Source organism: Chryseolinea serpens (genome assembly GCF_900129725.1).
Classification (GTDB): Bacteria; Bacteroidota; Bacteroidia; order Cytophagales; family Cyclobacteriaceae; genus Chryseolinea; species Chryseolinea serpens.
In genome coordinates, this window is record NZ_FQWQ01000001.1 from 1,017,079 (window position 1) to 1,041,820 (window position 24,742).

Here is a 24,742-nt window from a genome sequence, read left to right on the forward strand (position 1 = left end):
TATGATGACTACGACGGCCTGGACGCCGTTTGGTCGACATGGGATATCCTTTATCTTTGGGTAAATCAAAATCTATGCGTTATCCGTTAATCGTTGTCCTGTTGGTTACCCTATCGTTTATCGCCAAGGGGCAATATTCCGACATAGAAGAAACAGACACTGAAGAAATCGACATCGAAGAAACCGACACAAGACCTGTTTTCACGCCGGGGCTATACCTCAACTTTTACAACTTCATTGAAAACGATCCGATTTTACCGGAAGATATCATCACGGATATACCCCGACAGCGTGATTTTTACATTCAATTGTTTAGAGCGAATGCCATCGATGTGGCCTTGAGCGACTCTATGCTTCATCTCCGTCCGGACGACGTTTGGGGGTACTCCGACGGTCGTGGCATTTTCATAAACCGGAGCAAATTCCCAACGAACGTTCTTGTCGGGGCGGATGTGAGTGAAAATCCCTTTGCGCAGATCAATATCATGGGGACGCTGTGCCTGGTATACTACCTGAAGACTCACTCTTCTTCGGCGTTGACAGGGAACCGAGTCATGGTGCGCGCCAACGACGTCCGGCAAAGTGCTGCGAAATTTATTCTGAACACCAAAGACGGTTCGTTCCACAACGCCACGCTATCCCAACTCGAACAAATGATCGCGGACGATCCGGCGCTACTGAAAGAGTTTAATGCTTACCGGGGGAAAAGGAGCATCAAATTCTATGTCTTTCTAAAAAAATATAACGAGAAACATCCTGCCGCACTGGGATATTGAGCAGGCTCAATGAAATCTTCCTTGGCGAAACTTATTCTCCTTGCTGATACACTCCGAACACATTCCCATAGGGATCGCTGAAGCGTGCCGTGACCTCCGGTGCGTCGCCTCCAATGGGTTGCACGATGGCCCCACCGTTGGCCAGGATGAGTTCAATGGTGGCATGAATGTCGTCTACCATGATGTAGGTGAGCACACCTACGGTGGTTGATGGCGGCCGGTTCAGTACCCAGGCACCACTCACCTCGCCGACGCCATCGTCGAAGGCCGTGACGCCGTCGGTGCGGTGGCGGATGTTCCAGCCGAAAGCGGCTTTGTAAAAGTCGGCCGATTTTTTGATGTCTGCGGCCGGAATTTGGAGGTAGCAGATCTTGCCGTTGCCTAAGGTGGGTTCTTTGGATTGCATAGATGAAGATACGGATTTTCGTACTTTGACCGCAAGCAGGATCGATGGGATGTGGTACACACGGATCCACATGGTCCACTCCAGACTTTGATGACACTGCTGGACAGTTGGCTTGTTGCGGTCCCATCAAAGAGGCAGGTCGTCGGGCTTGGGGGGTGGGTCTGTCATAGCGCACAAGACATGGCCAGCAGGCCTCTCCCCGGTCGTCTCCACTGTCCACCGGGGCCATAAAAATCAAAAATGGTTTACAACCTTACGTCTGTAGGCACCGCTCCTACTCTTTCCGGGTTCGTTAGCTCCATTCTGCGAGTTTTACCTCGAATTATAAACCATCCTAAACCTGTAAAAACCGATCCCTCCGAGATCAAAACCCAAGTTACCCTTCAGAAACATCTCTATGATAAAATTGAAACATGCATTTCCCGTCCTTTTCCTGACCAGCCTGGTATTCTCCTGTAGTAAAGATGAAGGAACCGGAGCCGGTGGCGCGGCCCTGGATATCGCCGACGCCCAGACGCTCGTGTTGATCGACGGCAGCACCAACGGTCTCACCGGGGGTCGCATAAAAGGCACCCAGGACCAACAATTCAACGCCCTCTACAAGATCGACACCAGCGGCGACCTGCAGGAAGTACACTACAGCGAAGGCGAGGGCTCTATCGATGTGGATAAGATCATCCATCTCAACACCGACTACCTGGTGATGCTGGGGAAATTCGTGATCAATGACAAAAACTATTTTTCGCTGCTTGTGAGGAAATCGGATGGCGCCGTTTTTGATTTCACGGACTATGATCTGAATATGGAGAATTGGAAACTGGGTGAGAACTTTGTCAAGGCCGACGGCGATGGCAACCTTTATTACCCGATGTATGACCAAATCAAAAAACTCGACATCACCGATCCCCAAAACATCAAACGTACCGACTATCTGCCCTCCGGTCAGACCGCGTGGTTCTCTGACATCGATAAGGCCGGCAACCTTCTTTACAATTATGACAATGACGGTACGGGTATAAATAAATTTTTGAGGATAAAAAAAGTTGGCGGGGGCATTTTCGATGCCACGGTGGATGGAAGGACTTATCGCGACTTCTGGCTGGGCAACAATGGTCACTTTTATATCAATGGCACATCCGAGGCCGGGGCCGCAGCGATCTATAAGGCCACGATCGCGAACAGTGAAGTGACCGTTGAAAACGTATGGTCGGACGACAACAATCCCGCCGCGGGCATGGTGAAACTCATGTTTTCGACCTCGTCGCAAGGAGCTTACCGCATTCAGAAACCAAACTCCATCCTCTTCCTGGAGACATTTTATGACGCAGACCACGGCGGCATGAGCTGGGAGTTTTTTGAGGACACCAACACGGTGCAGGCCATCGACTTGCCTCACCTGAAAGAAGGCAGCGTCTTTGCCCACTCGTCGCACTACTACTATATCGGCACCGGTACAGACCTCTACAAAGTGGACATCAATACCCACAGCTACACCAAGCTGCTCACCAGCGGCGAGTACGAAGTGTATGCCCTGAGCGTGGATGAAAACGACAATCTCCAATTCTCTGGGCTCCGTTTTTCGGATGGAAAGAGAATCTTTGCCGAGATCAGGAATGGTGGCGGGCTTACCCTTGTGGATGAGGAACTCGATAAGAAAGCCGTCGTCCTAACACGGCTGAATTGATCCCTCGCCTCCCTGCATTTAAAACGCAGGGCCAGGAAATGAGATAGCCAATGTTTGTCAAAAGGCACGAGCCAGGAGTCAGTCAATTTTCTGATTCCTGGCTCTTTTTTATGGACGCCATATTTGCTTATCTTCATCGCTTCGAAATCCCGTCATGGTAAAGTAAACCGTTTATGCTAAAAAACTACTTCCTCGTCGCCCTGCGCAACCTGTTGCGTAACAAGATTTTTTCGCTCATCAATATTTTCGGGCTGGCCGTGGGATTGGCGGCGTGCTTTCTCATTTACCAGTATGTGCAATTCGAAGAAAGCTATGATTCTTTCCATGAGAAACGTGGACAGCTGTACCGGGTACCGATACAGTTCTACAACGGCACCAGTCGTGTTGGCGGTTCGGCGACGGCAGCTCCCGCCCTGGGACCGGCGTTGAAGGCCGAGTTCCCGGAAGTGGCTGACTTTGCCCGGATGGTGAAGACTTCCTTGTTCACGTCGTCGCTCACCTCCTATTTTGCAAATTCCCTGGAATTTTCCCGTGTCGCTACCAACGGCGAACTCGTGGCCTTCAATGAGGAGCGTGTTTATTTTGCCGACGCGCCGCTTCTCACCATGTTCTCCTTTCCCCTGCAAGCGGGAACAGCCACCAACGCCCTTACCGAACCCAACACGGTAGTCATCACCGAAAAGATGGCACAAAAATATTTTGGCACCGAGCCGCCCTTAGGAAAGGAGTTGAGGTTGAACCGGGAGATGGTTCTCAAAGTGAGTGGTGTGTTAAAAGACATTCCCGAAAACTCGCACCTGCAGTTCGACATCCTCATCTCCTTCCCCACCCTCATGAAAAGTTTTGGCAACGGCTACACGTTGTGGGGGTGGTCCGCCTTCTACAACTATATCCTGCTGACGCCCGGCGCCAACCCGCAAGCACTGGAAGCCAAGTTTCCGGCACTCCAGAAAAAGTACCTCGGCAACGACTTCAATACCGGCGACAGACGCATGCTGTTCTCGCTTCAGCCCATCGCCGACATCCACCTCGATTCACAGCTCGACAATGAGCAATCAACCAATGGCAGCCAACGCGTGGTGTACTTTCTCTCCATCCTTGCCGTCTTCATCCTGGTGGTGGCGTGGATCAACTACATCAATCTTTCAACGGCCAAGGCATTGGAGCGCGCCAAAGAAGTGGGTTTACGAAAAGTGGTGGGGGCACACCGGATGCAGTTGATGTGGCAATTTTTTATGGATGCGTTGCTGGTCAATCTGCTCGCCCTCCTCCTGGCCGCAGCATTGGTATTGCTGTGTTGGCCGCTATTTGAAAAACTGGTCGACAAACCGATGGGCGACGTCTTGTTTCGCGACGGCCTGATCAGTGGACGCCAGCTGCTTGCCATTGCGGCCATGTTCTTTGCAGGGGTAGTGCTGGTGGGGGCTTACCCGGCGTTGGTCCTCTCCTCCTTTCAGCCTGTACAAGTGTTGAAGGGAAAGTTTATCAAGTCCACCTCCGGAACATTGCTGCGCAAGGGGATGATCGCTTTTCAATACACGCTGTCGGTGTTGCTCATCGCCGGCGCGTTCACCATCTCCCGCCAGCTGTCCTACATGCAGTCGCAGGACCCGGGCTATGCCAAAGACCAACTGCTGGTGGTGGAAGCTCCGGCCGTATACGACTCCACCGCCGATGACCGGGTCGCGTTCTTTAAAAATGGCGTCGCCCAACTCTCCGGCGTTCACAACCTGACAGCCTCCGCCGACGTGCCCGGCCAACGCATCACCGAATTTTCGGGAATGAAGCGTATGAATGCTCCCGACCAGGACTATTTCGGATCGTCCATCATGAGCATCGACACGACATTCTTCTCCACCTACAACATTAAACTCCTGGAAGGACGCCTGTTCACCGACGACGAACGGATGACCTTCCGCCGGCAGGACAAACACGAAGCCATACGCGCTGTAGTGAACGAAGAATTCGTGCGTCGCATGGGATTGCAGAATTTGAAAGACGCTCTCCACGAGAAAATTGTTTTCGGCTGGGGACCGGACGAGCGCTACGCCGAGATCATTGGCGTCACGGCCAACCATCACCAGGTGTCGTTGAAGGAAGACTACTCCGCGATATTATACATGCGCCCGCAATGGTCGGCCTGGAAATATTTTTCGATCAACCTCCAATCGACCGACATGCCCGCCGCGGTGGAAGCCATCCGCGAGCAATATGCGAAAGCGTTCCCCGACCATCCCTTCAGCTATTTCTTCCTGAACGACTTCTTCGACCGCCAATACCACGCCGACCGCCAATTTGAAAACATCTTCAGCGTGTTCACCGCCCTGGCCATTGTAGTGACCTGCCTGGGCTTGCTGGGCCTCTCCGTCTTCTCCGTAGCCCAGCGCACAAAAGAGATGGGCATCCGCAAAGTATTGGGCGCATCGGCGACGAGAATCCTCGGCTTGTTTGCACAGGATTTTCTAAAAGTCCTTTTGCTCTCCTGGTGTCTCGCCGCGCCGGTGATCTACTTTGCCGGCCATGCCTGGCTGGAAACTTTTTCTTTCCGCATTCCTATGAGTTGGATGATGTTTGTGCTACCCGTCGCGTTGCTGGTCGGTCTGACGTTGCTCACCATTGGGGTGATCAGCTTGAAGGCCGCCTTGGAGAATCCGGTGAAAGCGTTGCGGCATGAATAATCAGGGCAAAACAATTTTGCACAATTTATGATCATCGGTTGCGTTTGAAAACTTAGCAATCGGATGACGGGCCCGCCCTCCTTTAAGCGACAATAGCCATTATGCAATGAATGCTCATGAAGGGATGCATTTTAATTATTTCGATAGTCTGTTGCGTAAAATCCTTTGGGCAGATTTCTATAAAACCGCTGAACCAGCTCCCTACGCTGCGAGAGCAATACATCCAGGAAGATACATTCCTGTTACAGACACGCCTAAACTATCTCCTAAACACTCGCGCAGGTGATACGACTTGCCGCAATGCCGTTAAAAGGGCCCAAATCCGTGCAAGGGATACCATCGATTTTGTGATCGATTTCGGAATGGGTAGCCCTCGCTTGCGATATGAGAAGGAACTCGCGGCGCTATGTAGAAAGCAGGGACTTACCTATCAACTGGAACTAGCGAGTTGCATATACATAGAAGGCCAAACGGATGGATGTTACAAGGATTATATGGACTTTCTGTTACGCGAAAAGTATGGACGAGATTTCAAGATAGGACTGCATCATAAAGCCGACAGCCTATTTTTGATTAACGCGGCGAACGATACGATCATATCGTGGGATTGCGACAAGGAGCCCACCTGCATCGGCAAAGAAGTAGACACCGCTGAGGGCATCTATCTTTCCATTGCATTGCCAGTGCAAGACAATCGGGAGGAATGGAAGAGCCAAGATGGCAAGCCGTCGTTCGCTCTTTACCATCCTTTCATAGACATACGCTTTGTGATTGACAAAAAAGGAAACGTGTCTAACTTTCACCTGTCAGACTTTATTCCGGCGCGAAAAGAAAATGAAGTATACAAAGAGAGGCTCTTCGAATTGGCAAAAAGAGAAATCAAAAAAAATTATTCAAAATGGCACCCCGGTGAAATCAACGGAGTGCCCCTAAACACCTTTTACTTTTTAAGAGTGCAGTTTAAACACGGAACATAACCTCCATGCTTTTGCACGTGGACAACCCCCTAATGATGGATAGCAGTCGATCAAAACAAAAACGTCACATGCACCGTCATCTTATCATGCGCCTTGCTATGGCCATCCGCAAGAAATTGTGAGAACGGCGACTGGTAGTTAAATCCCACGGACAATTTCTTATAATACGTCTCCACTCCCGCTGATGCAAAATACGCGTGTCCCCCGGTGATGTCGATGGGCAAGCCATATTGCTGGTTCTTCCCAGAGTCCTCAAAATACACGCCTGCGTTGGGCATGAGGCCAAGCGATTTGATTTGCTGCACATAGAAGAGCGACGTGGTGCCGTTGATGCGATTGCCAAAGCGATAGTCGTTCGTGTTCCGGGTGTTCATTTTATAGGTGGCATCCACCGACAGGCCGAGGCGCTTATAGCGAAGCGTATACAGCGTTGTCAACAGGAAGTCGACGCTTCCCGTGCCCAGTTGGAAGTTGGCGTTGGCAACTTCGGTGGGGTCGTCCTGAAATTGATATTTGCCGGTCGGCAACTTCACACCCCCTCCGGCAAAGAGGTTGTGATTCAACACACGCTCGTCGGAATGCGGGCGGTTGTTGGTGTTGACCAGGTTGTAGTTGGCAATGATGGGAATGTCGCCCAACCCCTGGAGGTCTTTGGTCACGCCATGATCGAGCTGGCGGTTAAAGTTATAGTTGACCAGGGAAATGATTTGCAGGCGTGGCGTCACATAAAAGCGCATCCAGATCTCGGCGCTGCGAAAAGTCTCTTGGGTGGCCTCGTAGGGATTATAGCCCTCGCCGATGTGCGAGGTGAAGCTGTAGGTACGATAGCGCACACCGATGAAATTCTTGCTGTACTGTGGCATAATGCCGAGATAATAATTTCCCGCACCACAGCCGCAGATCGAGCAGGCCTGGGCCCCGCAGAGAAAGAGCGCACTGACGAGGGTGAGAATTCCTTTCTTTTTCATGGATCTCGTTATTTAAAGTATGAAGCGCGGACCAGTCCCGGGGGAGTGACCGGTCCGCTGTTATCTTTTTAATTTTAATTCTGTTTCGGATCGTTGTGCACGTGTCCGAACGCAATCATCGACGCATAGTTACCGGCAATGATTTTTGAATAGTCCGTGAACATCACGTCGGGATGCTCCGCCAGGCTCACCTTCGTGTTGCCGTTGAACACCTTCTGGATGTCGATATAAAAATGGGCCTCGGGGGCGATGGTCGTGCGCACTTCTGCTTGAGAAGAACCGAACGTGAGACTGAACTTCTTGAGGTTATTGAAAGTCTTTTCCGCCGCGCTGGGACCACCATAGCCGCCGATGTGATAGGCAAACGTTTTGTCGGCACCGGATATCACATCTGACGTACCCTCCAGGTCAAAGAAAATGTAGCCTTGGTTCTTGGACCAATACATGTCGTTAGCCTCGGGTGCGAGGACACCCGTCCGGGCGCTGGCGTCGGCAACGCTTTTTAAGCTGTCGACCCCCAGGGTGAACGTGACGGCGTTGTAGTCGCCGGCGGGAATATTCTTCAGCACGAGGTCCTGGCTTTCTTCATCGGCTTCGTCAACGAGGAAATAGCTGGAATCCTGGGGAAGGGTATACACGTCCCCGGCAACGGTCTTCAGCGAGATGTTGCTGATGAAATAACGTAGGGCGGTTACTTTGAAGGTCTCGCCACTCGCGTTGGTATACGAAGTGGTGTTCAACGTCAGATCCTCGTCGCCAACGACGTTGTCGAAATGCAAGGTCAACGTGCCTTTCTCTTCGTTGCCCGGCGCCGGGTCGTCCGAGTTGCAAGCGGTTACGAAAAGAGAAATGAGGCAGAGTATAGAGATGAAATGATTTGTCTTCATGGTGTACGGATGATATAATTCGTATGCGCATGCCGCCACGTGAGCGAAGCGCTATACGGTTTGTTTAGAAACTAAAAGGGGATGTAGCGTGAAAGCATTCGCGTTCACGGCCATTCAGAATTTTCCCACGACGGTTGCGGGATAAATAAGAAAGGGGATTACCCGCGGCAGGGCGGATGAAAAATATCTGCGTTCGCAGTATGGTAGAGCTGGCCCGAATAGGGTGTGACGGCCTTCATTGTAAAAGGTATCTCCGAGAATGACGGCTGGGTAGTGGCCGGAGGCATGAAAAGAATGATCTCCTGGGCCTGAACAAACAGATGTTGACTAGGCTGTTCAGCGCTGTCGTTTTCAAGGATCGTGAGCCCTGCGTCGAAGTCATACCCACTGCTACACATGGCAATCGGCACTTCGGTGATCAGGCCGATCGTGTAAGCGATGCGGTGACGGTTTTCATACAGGTGCGAGAGCAGCCCAAGCCGGCCGGCACAGTGCAACACCATGCTTCCCAGGATCAACATACAAATCGCCCGCCTCAACATGGGGGCAATTTAGTTCGCGAAAGCGGATCCAAAAAGAACTTTGCGCATTTCTTTGTATCTCTGCTTGCCTGCCCGCCGAAGCTTCAGCGAGGGAGGGTCTTAGCGGTTCAAATTTTACCACAGAGACGCAAGGAAAGGCGCAAAGGTTATTCGTTTTTGAGGACTTCGGATGGGTTGGCGCGGGCCACCTTCAGGGTTTGGGAGCCGATCATGAGCAGCGCGATCACCGTGACGGACACGAGGCTGATCACCAGTTCCACATATCCCAAAGGCGGATGATACACAAAGTTGACCAGCACTACCCTGTCAAAAAGCAGATAGGTAAACGGCAACGCCACAGCGGCCGCCAGGAGCAACAGAAAGAGAAACCCCTTGCTCAACAGGTAGATCAACCGGCCCTCGCTGGCCCCCAGCACTTTGCGGATGCTGATCTCTTTCAAACGCGTTTCGGCGGTGAACACGACCATACCGAACAACCCCAGCGACGCAATGCACACCGCCAGGAAGGCCACGGTGCCGATCACTTTGATCATGGTGGCAAACATGCGGTAGGCTTCTTCGATCTGGTCGTCATAAAATTTCGCATCCAGGGGATGCACCTTGTCGACCTTTTGCCAGGCAGCTTCAATGCGGGCGCGCGTGGCGGGCCAATCATTCGTCGTCACCTTGACGTTGAGGTAGCCCCAGGGTTCGTGGGCGCTGTAGCGCAGGGCCATCGGTTCGATCGAATTTTCCACCGTGCCGTAATGAAAGTCCTTTACAACGCCTACAATGGCCAGCTTCTTTTCGTCGATCAGAATAATTTCTCCCAAAGCTTTGGCGGGATCCTGTGGCGAAATATTGAACCGTTTCAAAAGTTGCTCGTTCACCACGGCTTCGCTTTCCTCGGCACCATCCGGCAAGGCCTTCAGATTTTTTCCTGCCAGAAACGTATGCCCATGCAAAGGCAGGTATTGCTCGTCTACATAATTTAGCCACACGACGATGGAGTCGTTGAGGTCCTTGTATTTCATGCCGGCCCCTTGCAGGCTGCCCAGACTGGTCACGATCCGTGACACCGAAATGGCTCCTACTTCGGGCACCTCCGCCAATTCCTTTTTTATCAATTCTTCTTTGTTGTGTTGCAACCGTATGTTCAGGATGTGCGCCGTGTTAAAACCCAGGTCAAAGGTGAGAAAGCTTTTATACTGGTTGTACCCGATCAGCGTGGTGGTAATAAAAATCAACGAAAAACAATACTGGACAACGATCAACGCCTTTCGCAGGTTTACGTGCCGGAATACCTTCAACGCAGACGAACCCTTCAATACCTGTATGGCATTGATCTTCGAGAAGAACACCGCCGGCAACAGCCCCGAACCAAACCCCACGACAAGGGCCATCAGCACAAAGTAAAGCACCATGCGCGACGTGAGATCCAGCGACACCAGGTCCGACAAAAATCTATCCAGCGAAAGAAATTGTACACGAAGAAACAGGAACAACACCAACGCGATCGCCAAGGCCATCAGCGCAATGATCGTTGACTCCACAATGAATTGCCATCCTACCTGGTGTTTCAACGCTCCCATCACTTTCCGGATCCCCACCTCGCGCGTGCGGCGCATGGACCGGGCAATGGACAAGTTGGTGTAGTTAAAACCCGCCGAAAGAATGATGATGAACGCCAGTCCTTCGAAAAAATACAAAGCCACAGGACGCATCACCGGGCCGATCTGGTTGCTCAGTTTCTTTCCCAGCACTATATTTTCTAAAGGTTGCAACTGCAGGGAGATCGTTCGATGTTCAATGCGGGCATTCTCAGCGGCACTTAGTTTATCCAGGTTTGCTTGGAATGCGGCAGGGTCGGAGTCTTTCGGGAGAAGCACGTAGGCACAAATGGAGTAAATGTTGGTCCACGTATTAAAGCTGCCACCCTCTTCCCGATGCTCTTTCGCCGACGAAAAGGAGACCAGCGCGTCGAATCGGAGATGCGAATTTTTCGGAACGTCTTTGACCACGCCGGTCACCACATAGTTTGTTGTGTCGAACACCACCGACTTTCCCAACACGTTCACATCGCCGAATAAAGTCTTGCACATTTTCTCTGAAAGGACCAGGGAGTAAGGTTCCTTCAGTGCCGTGGCCGGGTTGCCTTGCAGCAACGGAAAGGAAAAGATGTTAAAAAAATGTTCGTCGGCCCACACCGCGGACACCGGGATAACGGACTCGCCTATCCTGGCGTCGCCGCTAAACCCATTCCGCACCAGCGTAAAGTCTTCTATACCGGAAAGGGAAGTATCCACTTTTTTTCCCGCAACAAGCGAGGTTGTTGCAAGATCCATCGCCGGCTCGCCAAGCCGCTGGTCGTGCGTGATCACCCTGTAAATGCGATCCTTCTTCGCATGAAAATCATCGAACGACAAAAGCTCGGTCACCAACGCGATCACCAGCAACCCCACCGACATGCTCACGGCCAGACCGGCAATGTTGATGAACGAGAACAACTTATGCCGCATCAAACTGCGGCCCGAGGTTTTAACGTAGCTTCCAATCATGATCCAATGCAGTAAGAGGTTTACAAATTCTGGTTTTCGTATCGTATACAACCTGAAAAACTTAAACACATCCGCGATGTAGATCCAACGCGCCCGCCTTGGCCCTTTGGCCACCACGTTACGTTCAAAATACTCGTTCAGGTCACCTTCCAGGTCTTCGGCCAACTCGGGCTTGCAGTACCAATGCAGTAGGCGTTGTGCCCAACGGGGTGGCCGCGTGTCGTTTATAGGCTTCATGCTTTTTTCAGGATCAGGTCAGGGATGCGGTTCCACAGTTCGTCGCGCACTTCTTTGGCTTTGATCAGCGCTGCCTTGCCGCCGTTGGTCACCGTGTAATAGCGTTTTCGTTTCCCTCCCCGCGTGCTGGTGGCTTCGCCCAATGTGCTTTTCACAAACCCCTTGTCCTCCAACCGGTTCAACACAGCATGCACCACACCCAGCTTCGCCGCGCGCCCCGCATGCTTCTCCAACTCGTCGCAAATGGCGACGCTGTAGGCATCGTTCACCAACGTGGCGATGGTGAGCAACACCAGTTCCTCAAACTCTCCCAGGTTTGTTCCTTTCATGTCTGATGATTAATTACGTAAATGTATGTAAAATAGTTTTAGTTTTGCAAGCAGGCGTTTTTGTAATTCTGAAAACAGATCCAGATCACCGTCCCGCACGACCTTTTGGTTTTCTAAAACCGATGGGGAATTATGGTATTGAAGAAAAATAGCTGTACACCGATTCGAACGGTGTGACATAATCGGTTTTAGCCAGGCATAAACTACCCAGGTAGAGCGGTGGGATTCGAACCCATTCGACTATGGTTTTGCCATTAAACTAACAGCCGGCGCAAGATACAAAATGGTGTGTCTGCAACCCATAGAAGTACTGCTGCACGTTCGGAAAAAAGCACGTCGTTCCGCAGGCACAAGTTTCATCGATCTTCGCACTGGACCAAGGAACCCCGTGGATAGCGCGTTGAATCTGTGTGGTGATGCATTTGACGCGGACGGGGCGCATTCGGTGTTGGCCGAGTTCTTTTTTACGGAAGCACTTCGCACGTTCGACAAAGGACGTCGTTCCGCAGGCACGCACGTCCTCTGGCTTCACACGTTTTCAAGGAACCCCGTGGAAAGCTCACTGGATCTGTGCTGCATTTGAAGGGGGCGGGCTGCATTCGGTGTTGGCCAGGTTTCGTTTATTCTGTGCGAAGCTTAGCCACGTCCACCGCATTCGAAACTCGGGATGTCTTGAACTGCTGACGTAGGTTTTTAGAAAACTTGTGCCTGCGACATGACGTGCGGTTCGGCGCACATTGGATGTGTGGCGATGCATTTGAAGCGGGCGGGGCGCATTCGGTGTTTGCCTGGTTTCGTTTTATTCCGAGCGAAGCTTATCCACGTTCACTGCATTCGAAACCCGGGATGTCTTGAACTGCTGACGTAGGTTTTTAGAAAACTTGTGCCTGCGACATGACGTGCGGTTCGGCGCACATTAGATGTGTGGCGATGCATTTGAAGCGGGCGGGGCGCATTCGGTGTTTGCCTGGTTTCGTTTTATTCAGTGCGAAACTTTTCCAGGTTCACTGCATTCGAAACTCGGGATGTCTTGAACTACTGGAGTAGGTCCTTATGCAACTTGTGCCTGCGACATGACGTGGGTCTCGCTCGTTATCTGCCAATAACAGGATCCGTGAACCCATCCACACCCGTCTCCACACGACCGGCAAAGCGGCGTTCAAACGAGGGTGTTTCTTTCACGATCACACCAAAGTCATACCAGCCGTAAGTCTTTTCAAGCTCGACCACCACCGTGGCCTTCCCTCCTGCCGCCACCGTCTTGGCTTGGGAGCCATAGGCATAGGACAGGTCTTTTATCTCGACGGTGTAGGCGCTCTTTGTGTTTTTGTTTACCAGCATCACGTCCACATTTCCCGTAAAGTCTTTCCCTTTCTTCGAATACTCGACGGTGATCTCCAGGGCCGGGTCTTGCGCGTCGCCGGCGAACACTCTGTAGAAGCCGTTCGGGCCGTATACCTGGAAATGGTAATGACCCTTGTCAAAGTCGGTTAGCGGCCAGGTGTCGGCCACGCTCTTGCCGGCGGCTACGGCGTAGTCGCGGACGTGATAGGTTTTGCCGTGGGCATAGACATGGAAGGGGGCGCCGGCGGTGGCTTCGCCGAATTTTTCTTTGCGCGACTCCAGCGTGATGCCAAAGCTTTTTTTGTCGACGCTGATCTTGCCCTGCGCATAGAGCTGGTAGGGTAACGCCCGCGATAGGCGCATGCCCTTTTCTTGTTGCGGCATGTAGGGGCTGGCAGCGCTCTGATTTATTTTTTCAATCTCTTCGGCATTCAGTTTTTGATAGCCGGTGGGGAGGCCTTTGAATTGTGCTTTGTGAATGCCTTCCAAAAACGATTCCTTGTCCACAAAGGGTGGCAGGGTGACATTCTCTCCATTGTAGGGCGTGAACACTGAACTCAGGTCGCCGCAAACGGCCCGGCGCCAGGCGGTGATGTTGGTCTCGGTAATTTTCTTTCCCGTCTTGTGCGACAGGAATTTTTCCAGGAATTGCAGGATCGAGGTGTGGTCGAACACTTGCGAGCACACCGCTCCTCCCCGGCTCCAGGGCGAGGCAATCACCAGCGGCACGCGGAATCCCAGGCCAATGGAACTTTCGCGGCTGTCGTTGGCGGGCCGGTGTTTCAATTCCTGTGTCATCGTCACATACTCGGTCGCGGCGTCGATGCCGGGCGACATCTTGCCGGTGTTGGGTTTGGTCGGGTGTGGCGGCACAAACGGTGGCACGTGATCATAGTAGCCATCGTTCTCGTCATAGCACAAAATGAAAATGGTCTTCTTCCATACTTCCGGATTCTTGGTAAGGATATCGATCGACTCCGACAAATACCAGGATCCATACCACGGTGCTCCCGGGTGGTCCGAAAAATTCGTCGGTGCCACCAGCCACGACACGGTGGGCAGGGTGCCATTCTTTACGTCGGCACGGAACTGGTGCAACACATCCCCTTTGGGAACCTGCATCTCGCGCACTTCGTTGCCATCGGCATATTTTACTTTCTCGAGGGTGTGGTAGTCGGGGTCGCCAACGTTGGTGGTGAAGGCTTTGCGATGAAGGCTTTTTTCGCGTTCAGGAATTTTGGCAAAGGCTTCGGGTGTCAGCGTCTTCTGGTCCTCGCGGTAGCGTGCCAGCATTTGCTTGCCCTCGGCGATCTGTCCCGAAAGTTTTTTTGCTTCGTCGCCCGACAAGCCCGTTAGTTTTTTTTCGGCCTCCGCGATATCGTGCGTAATTTTTTCAATGGCGTCGGGCAGGTGTTTGATGTAGGCGGGGTGGAATTTCACATGGTATTGGGTGAACCATTCGATCGGGTTGTCGCTGAAATTCGCCAACCAATCATCTTGCTCGCCTTCAAAACCTACGCCCACATTGATTTCGTTCTGGTAGATCTTCCACGAGATGCCGTTGTCTTCCAGGCGCTCGGGAAAGGTAGTCCAACTGGCCGGCACGTCATAGTCGAGCTCTTCGTTACGTACGCGCGCAAAGGCCTGGGCATGTTCGCGGATGGTGCCTGTCCAGAGGTAAAGCCGGTTTGGGGTGGTGCCGGTGAGCGACGAGCAGAAGTTCTGGTCGCAAACCGTGAAGGCATCGGCCAAGGCATAATAGAACGGGATGTCTTCGCGCGTATAATGGCCCATGGTGAGGGGCATGTCGGCGTATTCTTTGTGACCCGAAGGTTTGGCCTGCAGCCATTGGTCGTATTTGCCGCCGTTGCGGGCATCTACTTGGTTGGTCCAGCTGTGGGGCAGCGAACCCATCCAGGTTGACTTGGTGTCTTTTATGTTGAGGCGGAAGGGTGCATACGTTTCGCCGGCCGCATTGGTCTGGAGCCATGCTTTGTTGCCGTTGGGCAGGCGGATCGTGCGGGGATCTTCAAAACCCCTCACACCCTGCAAGGTGCCGTAGCAATGGTCGAACGAGCGGTTTTCCTGCATGAGGATCACAATGTGCTCGGCGTCGAGGTAGGTCGTGCCGGGTGCGGGGTTGATGGCGAATGCTTTTTGGATCGACGGCGGCAATGTCCCGGCGACGGCCGAGAGCATGGCTACTTTTTTGAGAAAATCACGACGGGTTTCCATGTGGAATGAGGGGGATATGGTGTTGGTGCCTAAAAATAATGCAATCCTCCGGATGACTACCATGCCGGCGGTGGAATTAAAGATAGTTTAACGTTTGGTTAAAAGTCTATAACCCGACGGTCATGTTTTTACCGGGGTGCCCCTCCTACGCTGAGGCTTCCGCGGCGGGCAAGCAGTCAGGCGGAAAGAAAAAAAATATGACGGATCAGCGATGTTTGTCGGCTAGGGCTACGGTGATTTTGTTGTCGATGTAGCGGAGGTGGTAGATGCTCATGACGTCTTTGATTTTGAGCATCCCTTTTTTGATGTGTTGCTGGATCTCTCCCAATTTAATAATGATGATGGGGGCTACGTCGCGATACTCCCGGTCGGAGCGCGTGGACGTGGCCAACTCCAGCAGGCGGTCTATATAGGAGCGCTGCAGGTTGCGGCGGTAGAGGCTGATGCTCTCGAACGTGGTCAGCTCGGTCCACATGCCTTCGTCGAGGTCGTCGAGGAAATCGATGAGCTGGTAAGCACGGGGGCCATAGGTCGCCTGCGAGGTCACGATCTTCGAGAGGTTCGAGCTGCTGAGCAAGCCCGACAGCACCATGTCCTGCGAGCGGCTGACGATGGTGGTGGGCGATTGGCCGGTCCGGGTGAGGATGGCCGTGTCCAGCAACCAGGTAGGTGTTTTAAAAACCTGTCGCGCCAGGAAGTCCATCGCGTCGCGTTGCATTTCCACGGGCACGGTCTCGTAGACTGGCCCGGGTTGGTCCATGGATTTCAGGGTTTCGTATTCGCCGCCGATGTAGGTCATGGCGTGGCCCAGGTAATAATCGAATTGATTGGTCAGGGCGGTGTACATGCGCTGCAAACTCCGGTAACCTTCGTGGGGCTGGTAGGTCCATTGGATCAGGTTGGGCACTACGCGTTGCAAATTCCGGATGCCGTATTCCCCGGCCTTCATGGCGTTGTCGCCCACGTCTTCGGTTTGGGAGCGTGGATCGCCCGTGGCAAATTCGGACCCGAAGCGCAGTTTGTCATTGCGCAGCCTTTCGTTGGCCCAACTGTTCAGGATGGGCAGTTCTTCGTCGGCGGTCTTGGCCTGGGGAAACCAACGGTAGCCCCACTCGATGGCCCACAGGTCGTATACGCCAATGCGCGAGATCAGGCCTCTCTCCCCTACGCTGTCCTGGGGTTGCGCCACATAGTTAAAGCGCGCATAGTCCATGATCGACGGCGTGTGACCGTTGGCTGCCAGCCATTCGCGGTCGCGAAGTTTCTCCACGGGCACGGACGCACTCGCTCCAAAATTGTGTGTGAGCCCCAGCGAGTGGCCCACTTCGTGCGACGCCACCGAGCGGATCAGTTGTCCCATGAGGTCGTCGTCGAACTTCATCTTCTGGGCGCGCGGATCGTTGGGTCCGCACTGGATCATATACCACTCTTGTAAGATGGACATCAGGTTGTGATACCAGTTGATGTGACTTTCCAGGATCTCGCCACTCCGCGGATCGGTGATGATCGGCCCCGCCGCATTGGCAAACGACGACGGCTTATACACAATGGCCGAGTGCCGGGAATCCTCCAGGCTCCAGTTGGGATTGTCTTTGGCATTTGGTGCCTCCAACGCGATGATGGCATTTTTGAATCCCGCTTTCTCAAAGGCCGGCCGCCAGTCGTTCACCCCTTTGATGAGATAGGGCACCCACACTTTTGGTGTAGCCGGGTCGATGTAGTAGATGATGGGCTTTTGGGGTTCCACCAATTGGCCATCCATGTATTTCTGCACGTCTTCCGGTTTGGGCTCCAGCCGCCACCGCTTGATGTAGTTCACCACCTTGACGCCTTGCGGGTTGGCGTCGTAGTCGGTGTAGCGTTCGGAGAAATAGCCGATGCGGCGATCGGAGAAGCGCTTGCGCATGGGCTTCCGGGGAAGCAACACGACCGAGGTGTTTAGTTCGAGTGTGAAGTTATTGTCGGTGGCGTTGTTCACATATGTTTTTATGGTGCGGATCTCCAGGTTGAGGGGAAACGCATTCACGTCTTTGATATAGCTGGTGTTGCTTTGCAGGCTGCCCACCCGCATGGTCTTCTTGGTGGCGGAGTTAAAAAAGAAAATGTCATTGTCTCCGTTGATGTAGTCCGTGACATCGATCACACTGCTCCGGTTGCCCGGACCATAGGCGCCGATACCGAAGGCTGCCACCAGGGGTTGCAGGTTCGAGCGCACCACGGCGTTGTACATGGCGTCGGTGGTGTCGCCGGCGTTCTCCTCGAAAGTGATGCGGCGCAGGAACAACTTATGACTGGGTCCTTTCTCGAAGCGGATCACGGTGTTGTTCACCTGGTCGCCGGCATACCCGGTGTATTCCGGCCGAATCCCCGCGGCACCTTGTGCAATGCGGCAGACGATCAGCAAGTCGCGCCCCAACAAACTGTCGGGAATTTCGAAGTAATAGTTATTATCGGTTTTGTGGATGGTAAAAATGCCCTTGCGTGTCTCGGTGTTGGCCTTCACAATGTTGCCATAGCTGCGTGGCGACGACGATTGATCATTGGCGGCGGGCACCGAGACTGGTGATTCTTTTTTGGTGGTGTCCTGGGGGGGCACGATGGTCGTCGTTCCCACCGGCAACTGGGCGTATGCATGAACGGTGGCGCATAGGATCAAAAACAAACAAAAGCGAATACCCATAAGCAATGCAATACGTCTCGAAAAATGGATTCAATCTTCAACAAGCGTGGCGTAACCAGCGCTAAGATAACCCGGTTGGGTAGCAAAGAGTTTTCCCCCCGACCTCCCAGATCATGCGCACAACGAATATAAGACCATCCGGTCACCGAAACACGCCCAGCCCTAGGGAATGCCCTACCCAAACCCGCGATCTTTTTCCACAACCGCTGCGTACTTGCCCAACCTTAAATGCCCCTTAATGCTGGCTGGAGACAGACTTCTGCCGCGTGGCATGATTTTTACAATTCAGGTTACCAAACAGATAGCGCATTTAAAACGAAATACTGACAACACTATGGAAACCAAAGAAAAAACGATCGAGGTATTGAACGACCTCATCAAGATCAATAACGACCGTATCGCCGGCTATCAAAAAGCCTCCAACAATACCGAGATCACCGAAGCCGATCTGAAAACGCTCTTCCAGCGCATGGCCGAAGAGAGCAGCGATTATGTGGAAGAACTTTCCGCCGAAGTGATTTCCCTTGGTGGCTCACCCGCCTCCGACACCACCACCGCCGGCAAGATCTACAGAACCTGGATGGACGTTAAAGCCACCTTCAGTGGAAAAGATGCTCACGCCACACTCGCCTCTTGCGAATTTGGCGAAGACGCCGCCCAACGCGCCTACAACGACGCGATGGACGAAACCGACCTCGAACCCTCCATGCTCGGCCTGGTCGCCCGCCAGAAGGCGCTGCTCAAAGGCTCGCACGACCTGGTGAAACGCTATCGCGATCAATTTGCCGAAGTGTAAACCAATTTCATTTTTTTACTTAAAACACAATCCATGAAACATACAACCCTGCAATTCCTCACCATCCTGACGCTCGGCGTCGCCCTGACCGCCTGCGGTCCTAAAAAGACCGACAGCACCGAGATCGCCAAAGAAGCAAACGACGAAAAATTCGATACGAAGGCTTCCGAAAAAGACGCCGACTTTGTGGCCGACGCCGTGGCCGGAAATTATGCCGAGATCAAAATGGCCGAACTGGCCAAGACACGCTCCGCCAACACCGAAGTGCAAGCCATCGCCGCCATGCTGGTGGACGATCATACCAAAGTGCTCACCGAGTTAAAAGATTTCGCCACCCAACGCGGCATCTCCATCCCACTGGAGGAAAAAGACGACGCCAAGGAAAAAATGAACGACCTCTCGAAACAAGACGCGAAAGACTTCGACAAGCAATGGTGCAAGACGATGACCGAAAAACACGAGAAGACCATCAAGGACTTTGAGTCTACCTACGACAAAACAGAAGACACTACCTTAAAGGAATGGATCAACCAAACGCTTCCCAGCCTGAAGACGCATTTGGATAAATTGAATACCTGTGAAAAGAACCTGAAATCATAAAATAAAGATCGACGCAACAGCTTGGGAGGCTACCTTCCATCTCAGGGCGCCGATCTTGTTATAGTTGGTGATCCGGATCGCCCCACACCACTTGGGGCTTTCCGGTGTTTTTTTTTCAGGACGGCCGGAAGCGTGCCTATGCGAGAAAACCTATTCTTTACCGGTGGTCTTAATTTTAGAGATCACCTTACCGATCGATTCCGTTGGCTTCTCCATGTCCTGAATGGCAAAGTCGACAGCTGATTTTACCAGCGCTTTAATTTTCGCGTTCCTGTAGCCTTTCGGTGTCTCCACGGGAACATGCCGTATCAGGTTTCCGGTACCCGTTAACAACTGGTGTGGGTCCTTGATCAACGTCCCCTTAGCAAACCCCAGGTTCACGTGATTGGTGTAGACGGGCAGCATACAAAACGCATCGGATAATTTGTCTGAAATAGAGAACACCGTTGTCAATGCGTGGGTGTGATATAGGATCTCGTTGCTATCGGGGTAGATCTCGAGAATGTATTCGCGAAGATCCTTGAATAGATCAATTAGCTTCTGTTCTTTAAACTCCAGAAGGTAAAGGAAGTCAGGATGTATCTTACGAACTTTATTCATTTTCTTTTGCGCCACCGCCGTTATCGCTACGGAGCGAAAACATACAGGCAGTTAAAATAGCGAAAGAATAAGACACAAAAAAGGACCTCATCTCCGTGGGGATAAGGTCCTTTCGTGGCGACCTCTTCTACATCGTTCCGTTTTTGATCAGTTCCCGCTTCACATAAGCAATGCTCTGCCCCACGCTCTCGAACGGGTCGGCTTTCAGGTTGTTTCCCTGCTCCACAAACACATGTTTCACGCCGGCAAGCCGCGCATCTGGCAATATGCTTTTGAAGTCGATGGTGCCATTGCCCATCTCCGTGTGAAGATCGCGATTCACTTTGTCCATGTCTTTCAAGTGCCAGGCCACAAAACGCCCGGGATATTTCTGGAACCACTCGTGCGGTTTCAAAGGCGAACTGTGCGACACCCAATATAAGTCCATCTCCAACTTCACCAGCGCGGCATCGGTCTCGTCCAAAATAATATTGTAGCCGATCTGTCCGTCGTGATCGATGAATTCGAAATTATGGTTGTGGTAGGCCACCTGCAGGTTCGCCTTCTTGGTTCGCTCGCCGATCTCGTTCAGTTTCTGCGCCACTTTCTTGAAGCCGTCGATGCTATAAAACTGCGGGTCGAGCCAGGGCCACACGATGGTCTCCTGCTTCAGCACGCTGGCGGCTTCAATACATTGATCCACATAGCGTTTAAAATCATCGTCCGTCACGCCGGGCAAGATAAATTTATCGAGGTCATAATGACCGCTGGACGTGGTCAGGTGGTTATCGTCCAGGATCTGTTTGAATTCTTTTGGCGTATAGCCCAGGTACTGGTGGTTCTTCCCCCAGTTGTAGCCATAGGTCTCCACCTCCTCATAACCCAGGCTGGACACTTTGCGCAGGGTTCCTTTCACATCCTGCCCCATCGGGTCGCGCAGGGTATAGAGTTGCAGGCCGATCTTGTAACGGCTGGCCCGGGGCATGGCGTTGAGCAAGGCATTGGAACCGAGAAGCGCTCCCGTAGTGAGCGCACCGGCTTGATGGAGAAATTTTCGTCTGTTGATCATGGAATGTGTTTGGTTATAGTTTTATAAAATGAACGGACCAACCCCAGAATACGGCAGGATGTTGGCGATACGTTCAATGGGTAAGATAAGGGAATTAAGTTTTACAGTGGCAATATTTCGGAGGAATGGTTCAGGAATGGTGCGACGTGTTGTAGTGTGCAGCTGCTCCCGTGCGAAGGGCGATGGGGGGCGTTCGCACCAGACCGTGTGTCGATAGGTAGCCCGAGAGAGGTCAGGGCAAAAGCCCGGTTCGTGTTCGTTTGATACCCCCGGCCTAAAGGCCGGGGGTATTCAGTTCAGTTGCGCTTGATACTTCACTCAAATCTATCCTAACTGTATCGCACTCACTTGGGTATTAAATGTTGGCGTTACCAGCAAGCCCGAGCATGCAGCTGAGTAACCCCGGGCTTTAGCACGGGGTATACCCTCCAACGATCTAATTGCGCCACAGATGCGCCATCTGGGAGCACGTACTTTCATGGCGCAACCTCGCAACACCTCCTCGAAGTGATGCTTCGGGGCTATCACTCAACAGCTGGTTCGCCCACACCGCCATTGACAAAATCAAAACCAGATTGCTATTTTTGAAGCACAATTCACTTCCCATGAACGGCACCCTCCGCGTCAACATCAAACCCGGTCAACGGGTGGCCATCGTACAAAAGCAGGATCAACGCTCCGGCGCGTTGACGGAAGGTATCGTAAAGGATATCCTCACCAACTCCCCCACCCACCCCCACGGCATCAAAGTGCGCCTGGACAACGGTATCGTTGGGCGCGTCAAGAAGATCCTGTGACCGTCAGGGTTATTCGGGAGACTTATTCGTTGCGCAAAGAATTCACCGGGTTGCTTCTCGCGGCCCGCATGGCCTGGGTGCTCACGATGAGCAAGGCAAAGATCAGGGCCATCAGGCCCGTGAAGGGGAACACCCACCACGGTATCTCTATGCGGTATTGATACCGTTCCAGGTAGCTGTTCAACAACCACCACGCCAACGGCGCCGACACCACAAAGGCAACGATCACCAACCGAGAAAAATCTCTCGACATGAGGCCCACCAGGCTGGACACCGAGGCACCCAACACCTTGCGGATGCCGATCTCCTTGGTGCGCTGTTCGGCCGTGAAGGCGGCCAATCCAAAAAGACCCAGCCCGGTGATGATGATCGCCAACGAGGCGAAGAGGCTCGCCAGCCGGCTGATCATGTTGATGTTGGTGAACTTCTTCTGGAATTCCACATCCACGAAAGTGTATTCAAACGGATAGGCGGGATTGTATTTTTTGAAGATGGCCTCCACACGGGCCAGCGATTCCTTGATGTCTTTTGTTTCGTCGAGGCGGATCGATACGGCGCTGATCCAGTTCGGTTGCAGTACGATGAACATGGGGCCGATCTGCCGGTCGGGAGAACCCATCAGCACGTTGTCGACAATGCCGATCAGTTCCATTTTCTTTTCCCACAAGTCGAGCTTGGTGCCAATGGGATCTTTGAGTTGCATGATGTCCATAGCCGCTTTGTTCACGAGGATGGCGGCGGTGTCGCTCTTGAAGTCTTCCGAGAAATCGCGACCCTCCAGCAGTTTTATCCCCATGGTTTTGACGTAGTCGTATTCCGTAGCGATGGTGGCAAAGATCACCCGGCGGTCCGGTGCTTCGCCGGGCCAGTTCAGGAAGTTGTTGGAATAGATCTGGGTGATGGGGCTGTTGGATTTCGTCACGGCCTTCACCGCGCCCGACTGCAGGAGTTCCTGTTTGATCGTCTTATAATGCTTACCGATGTCGGTGGTGTAGTCCACGGTGATCAGGCCTTTTTGGCTATAGCCGATATCGCGGCTTTTTACGTGCTGGATCTGTTTATAGATGACGAGCGTGCCGATGATGAGAAAGATGGAAAACATGAACTGGATCACGACCAACACCATGCGCGGCGTGCCGGCGCCCTTGCCCACCTGCACTTTGCCCTTCAGCACTTTCACCGGCTGGAACGACGACAAATAAAACGCCGGATAGCTTCCGGACACCAGGCCGGTGAACAAGATCAGGCTGATGCCATACACCCAGAACTGCGGCGATTCATAGGCGATGCGCAGATGTTTTCCCACCAGGTCATTGTAGAATGGCAACAGCAATTCCGCCAGCAAAACGGCAATGACAAACGCCAGGAAGGCAATGAACAACGACTCGCCCAGAAACTGAAAGATGATCTCGAACTGTCTTGATCCCACACTCTTGCGAATGCCCACCTCGCGTGCCCTCCGTTCGGAACGCGCCGTGGCCAGGTTCATGAAGTTGATACAGGCGATCACCAGGATGAATACGGCAATCACGGTGAACATCTGCACGTATTCGATCATGCCGCCACTCTCCTTGCCATTTTCAAAGTTGGAGTGCAGGCGCCAGCGCGCCAGGGGATGCAGGTAAAATTCGCGGGGGTCCTCCGTCTGGCCGTGTTTGGTTAGCATGTCGGCGATGGCCTTTTCCACACGGACCTCGTTCTCGCCTTTGTCGAGTTCCACAAATACCTGGAAGGAATAGTTGCCCCAGTTGCTTTTATTGTCTTTGACCCATTGGTGGGTCTCGTTGTATTTCCACGGCAAGAGGAAGTCGAATTGGAAAGTAGAATTCTCAGGCACGTTCTTTACTACGCCGGTCACTTTCAGGTCGGCTTCATCGTCTACGCGAATCACCTGGTTGATGGGGTCGGTGTCGCCGAACAACGCCTTGGCTGTTGCTTCGCTGATCACGATGGCATGGGCGTCGGCCAGTACTTGTTTGGCATCGCCTTTCAGGAGGGGAAATTCGAACATGGTCAGAAATTCTTCGCTCGCGTAATAGCCCTGCTTCACGATGCGGGTTTCGCCCACCGTGAGCATGTGCTCGCCACCCCAGTCGGTGATGACGGAATTGATGATGTGGCTGTCGCCAGTCTTCATGCCTTCATAGGTGGGCAGCGGCACCGACGTCCAGGAATTGACCCTGCCGTCGAAGGTGGCATTGATCCATACCTGGAACAAACGGTCGGTCTTAGGATGGAAACGATCGAACGAAAGTTCGTCGAATACCCAAAGGAGGATGAGGATGCTACAGGTGATGCCGATGGAAAGGCCCGCGATGTTGATAAAAGAATAGACCCGATTTTTCATCAGGTTGCGGAAAGTGACCAGGACGTAATTTTTCAGCATGACCGTTGGATTTGGGTGGAGTACTCTGAAAAGTGGAAAAGGTTTCATCGACCCAGGGTCGAAATGAAGCCGGCCTCCGTATTTTTTTCTGAGACGCTAGCCCAAGGATTGGGTTACAGACCCCGGGGTTGCACCACCCGGATAATTTCTCCGGATACCCTCAAAATATTATCGGTATCTTTTGCGACTTATCGCCTAGGTCACGACCGGTGTGAAGGTGAACAGATCTTCGGAT

The 24,742-nt window shown here is 52.7% G+C and carries 18 protein-coding genes; 7 read left to right on the plus strand and 11 right to left on the minus strand.

Annotation, left to right across the window (positions count from 1 at the left end):
* Positions 1 to 74 precede the first annotated feature (74 nt).
* A complete protein-coding gene (locus BUB30_RS03955; RefSeq protein WP_073131252.1) occupies positions 75 to 776 on the plus strand; it encodes a hypothetical protein in 702 nt (233 codons plus the stop codon).
* Between the two features lie 31 nt (positions 777 to 807).
* Here the strand turns inward: BUB30_RS03955 and BUB30_RS03960 are convergent, their stop codons facing one another.
* A complete protein-coding gene (locus tag BUB30_RS03960; protein WP_073131254.1) occupies positions 808 to 1,182 on the minus strand; it encodes a VOC family protein in 375 nt (124 codons plus the stop codon).
* Between the two features lie 397 nt (positions 1,183 to 1,579).
* Between BUB30_RS03960 and BUB30_RS03965 the strand changes: the two genes are divergently transcribed.
* From BUB30_RS03965 to BUB30_RS35050, 3 genes are all read left to right on the plus strand, one after another.
* Positions 1,580 to 2,866 carry a hypothetical protein gene (locus BUB30_RS03965; protein ID WP_073131256.1) on the plus strand — a complete coding sequence of 429 codons (1,287 nt, stop codon included), beginning with the start codon at positions 1,580 to 1,582 and terminating at the stop codon, positions 2,864 to 2,866.
* A gap of 173 nt (positions 2,867 to 3,039) precedes the next feature.
* Positions 3,040 to 5,544: an ABC transporter permease gene (locus BUB30_RS03970; protein ID WP_073131258.1), complete on the plus strand. Its 2,505-nt coding sequence runs from the start codon at positions 3,040 to 3,042 to the stop codon at positions 5,542 to 5,544.
* A 494-nt stretch (positions 5,545 to 6,038) separates the two neighbouring features.
* Complete coding sequence (locus BUB30_RS35050) at positions 6,039 to 6,521, plus strand: hypothetical protein (RefSeq protein WP_178377014.1); 483 nt, start codon at positions 6,039 to 6,041, stop codon at positions 6,519 to 6,521.
* A 50-nt stretch (positions 6,522 to 6,571) separates the two neighbouring features.
* On the opposite strand, the gene BUB30_RS03980 is transcribed toward BUB30_RS35050, so the two are convergent.
* The 7 genes from BUB30_RS03980 to BUB30_RS04015 form a co-directional block, all read right to left on the minus strand.
* Entirely contained in the window at positions 6,572 to 7,489 is a 918-nt protein-coding gene (locus BUB30_RS03980) for a hypothetical protein (RefSeq protein WP_073131262.1), read from the minus strand.
* Positions 7,490 to 7,563: 74 nt separating this feature from the next.
* On the minus strand, positions 7,564 to 8,376 hold the full coding sequence (locus BUB30_RS03985; protein ID WP_073134765.1) for an MbnP family protein: 813 nt from the start codon (positions 8,374 to 8,376) through the stop codon (positions 7,564 to 7,566).
* Between the two features lie 158 nt (positions 8,377 to 8,534).
* The gene (locus tag BUB30_RS03990; RefSeq protein ID WP_143164754.1) at positions 8,535 to 8,918 is read right to left on the minus strand and encodes a hypothetical protein; all 384 of its coding nucleotides are present in this window, start codon (positions 8,916 to 8,918) and stop codon (positions 8,535 to 8,537) included.
* 146 nt (positions 8,919 to 9,064) lie between these two features.
* A complete protein-coding gene (locus BUB30_RS03995; RefSeq protein ID WP_221408662.1) occupies positions 9,065 to 11,692 on the minus strand; it encodes an ABC transporter permease in 2,628 nt (875 codons plus the stop codon).
* A complete protein-coding gene (locus BUB30_RS04000) occupies positions 11,689 to 12,021 on the minus strand; it encodes a PadR family transcriptional regulator (RefSeq protein WP_073131266.1) in 333 nt (110 codons plus the stop codon). The genes BUB30_RS03995 and BUB30_RS04000 overlap by 4 nt, the downstream gene beginning before the upstream one ends.
* Before the next feature lie 1,092 nt (positions 12,022 to 13,113).
* Positions 13,114 to 15,600 (minus strand): phosphocholine-specific phospholipase C, encoded by a 2,487-nt coding sequence (locus BUB30_RS04010; RefSeq protein WP_073131270.1) that lies wholly within the window; start codon positions 15,598 to 15,600, stop codon positions 13,114 to 13,116.
* A gap of 205 nt (positions 15,601 to 15,805) precedes the next feature.
* Entirely contained in the window at positions 15,806 to 18,262 is a 2,457-nt protein-coding gene (locus BUB30_RS04015; protein ID WP_178377015.1) for a zinc-dependent metalloprotease, read from the minus strand.
* A 352-nt stretch (positions 18,263 to 18,614) separates the two neighbouring features.
* Here BUB30_RS04015 and BUB30_RS04020 point away from each other — a divergent pair, with 352 nt between their 5' ends.
* Both BUB30_RS04020 and BUB30_RS04025 read left to right on the plus strand, forming a co-directional pair.
* Positions 18,615 to 19,076 (plus strand): ferritin-like domain-containing protein, encoded by a 462-nt coding sequence (locus BUB30_RS04020; RefSeq protein WP_073131275.1) that lies wholly within the window; start codon positions 18,615 to 18,617, stop codon positions 19,074 to 19,076.
* Positions 19,077 to 19,109: 33 nt separating this feature from the next.
* A complete protein-coding gene (locus BUB30_RS04025; RefSeq protein WP_073131278.1) occupies positions 19,110 to 19,676 on the plus strand; it encodes a DUF4142 domain-containing protein in 567 nt (188 codons plus the stop codon).
* A 150-nt stretch (positions 19,677 to 19,826) separates the two neighbouring features.
* On the opposite strand, the gene BUB30_RS04030 is transcribed toward BUB30_RS04025, so the two are convergent.
* On the minus strand, positions 19,827 to 20,276 hold the full coding sequence (locus BUB30_RS04030) for a DUF1801 domain-containing protein (protein ID WP_073134769.1): 450 nt from the start codon (positions 20,274 to 20,276) through the stop codon (positions 19,827 to 19,829).
* 127 nt (positions 20,277 to 20,403) lie between these two features.
* Positions 20,404 to 21,324 (minus strand): sugar phosphate isomerase/epimerase family protein, encoded by a 921-nt coding sequence (locus tag BUB30_RS04035; protein WP_073131281.1) that lies wholly within the window; start codon positions 21,322 to 21,324, stop codon positions 20,404 to 20,406.
* Between the two features lie 605 nt (positions 21,325 to 21,929).
* On the opposite strand from BUB30_RS04035, the gene BUB30_RS04040 reads away from it, so the two are divergent.
* Positions 21,930 to 22,121: a YwbE family protein gene (locus BUB30_RS04040; RefSeq protein WP_073131283.1), complete on the plus strand. Its 192-nt coding sequence runs from the start codon at positions 21,930 to 21,932 to the stop codon at positions 22,119 to 22,121.
* Positions 22,122 to 22,143: 22 nt separating this feature from the next.
* Here the strand turns inward: BUB30_RS04040 and BUB30_RS04045 are convergent, their stop codons facing one another.
* Positions 22,144 to 24,507 carry an ABC transporter permease gene (locus tag BUB30_RS04045; protein WP_073131285.1) on the minus strand — a complete coding sequence of 788 codons (2,364 nt, stop codon included), beginning with the start codon at positions 24,505 to 24,507 and terminating at the stop codon, positions 22,144 to 22,146.
* Positions 24,508 to 24,742: the final 235 nt, after the last annotated feature.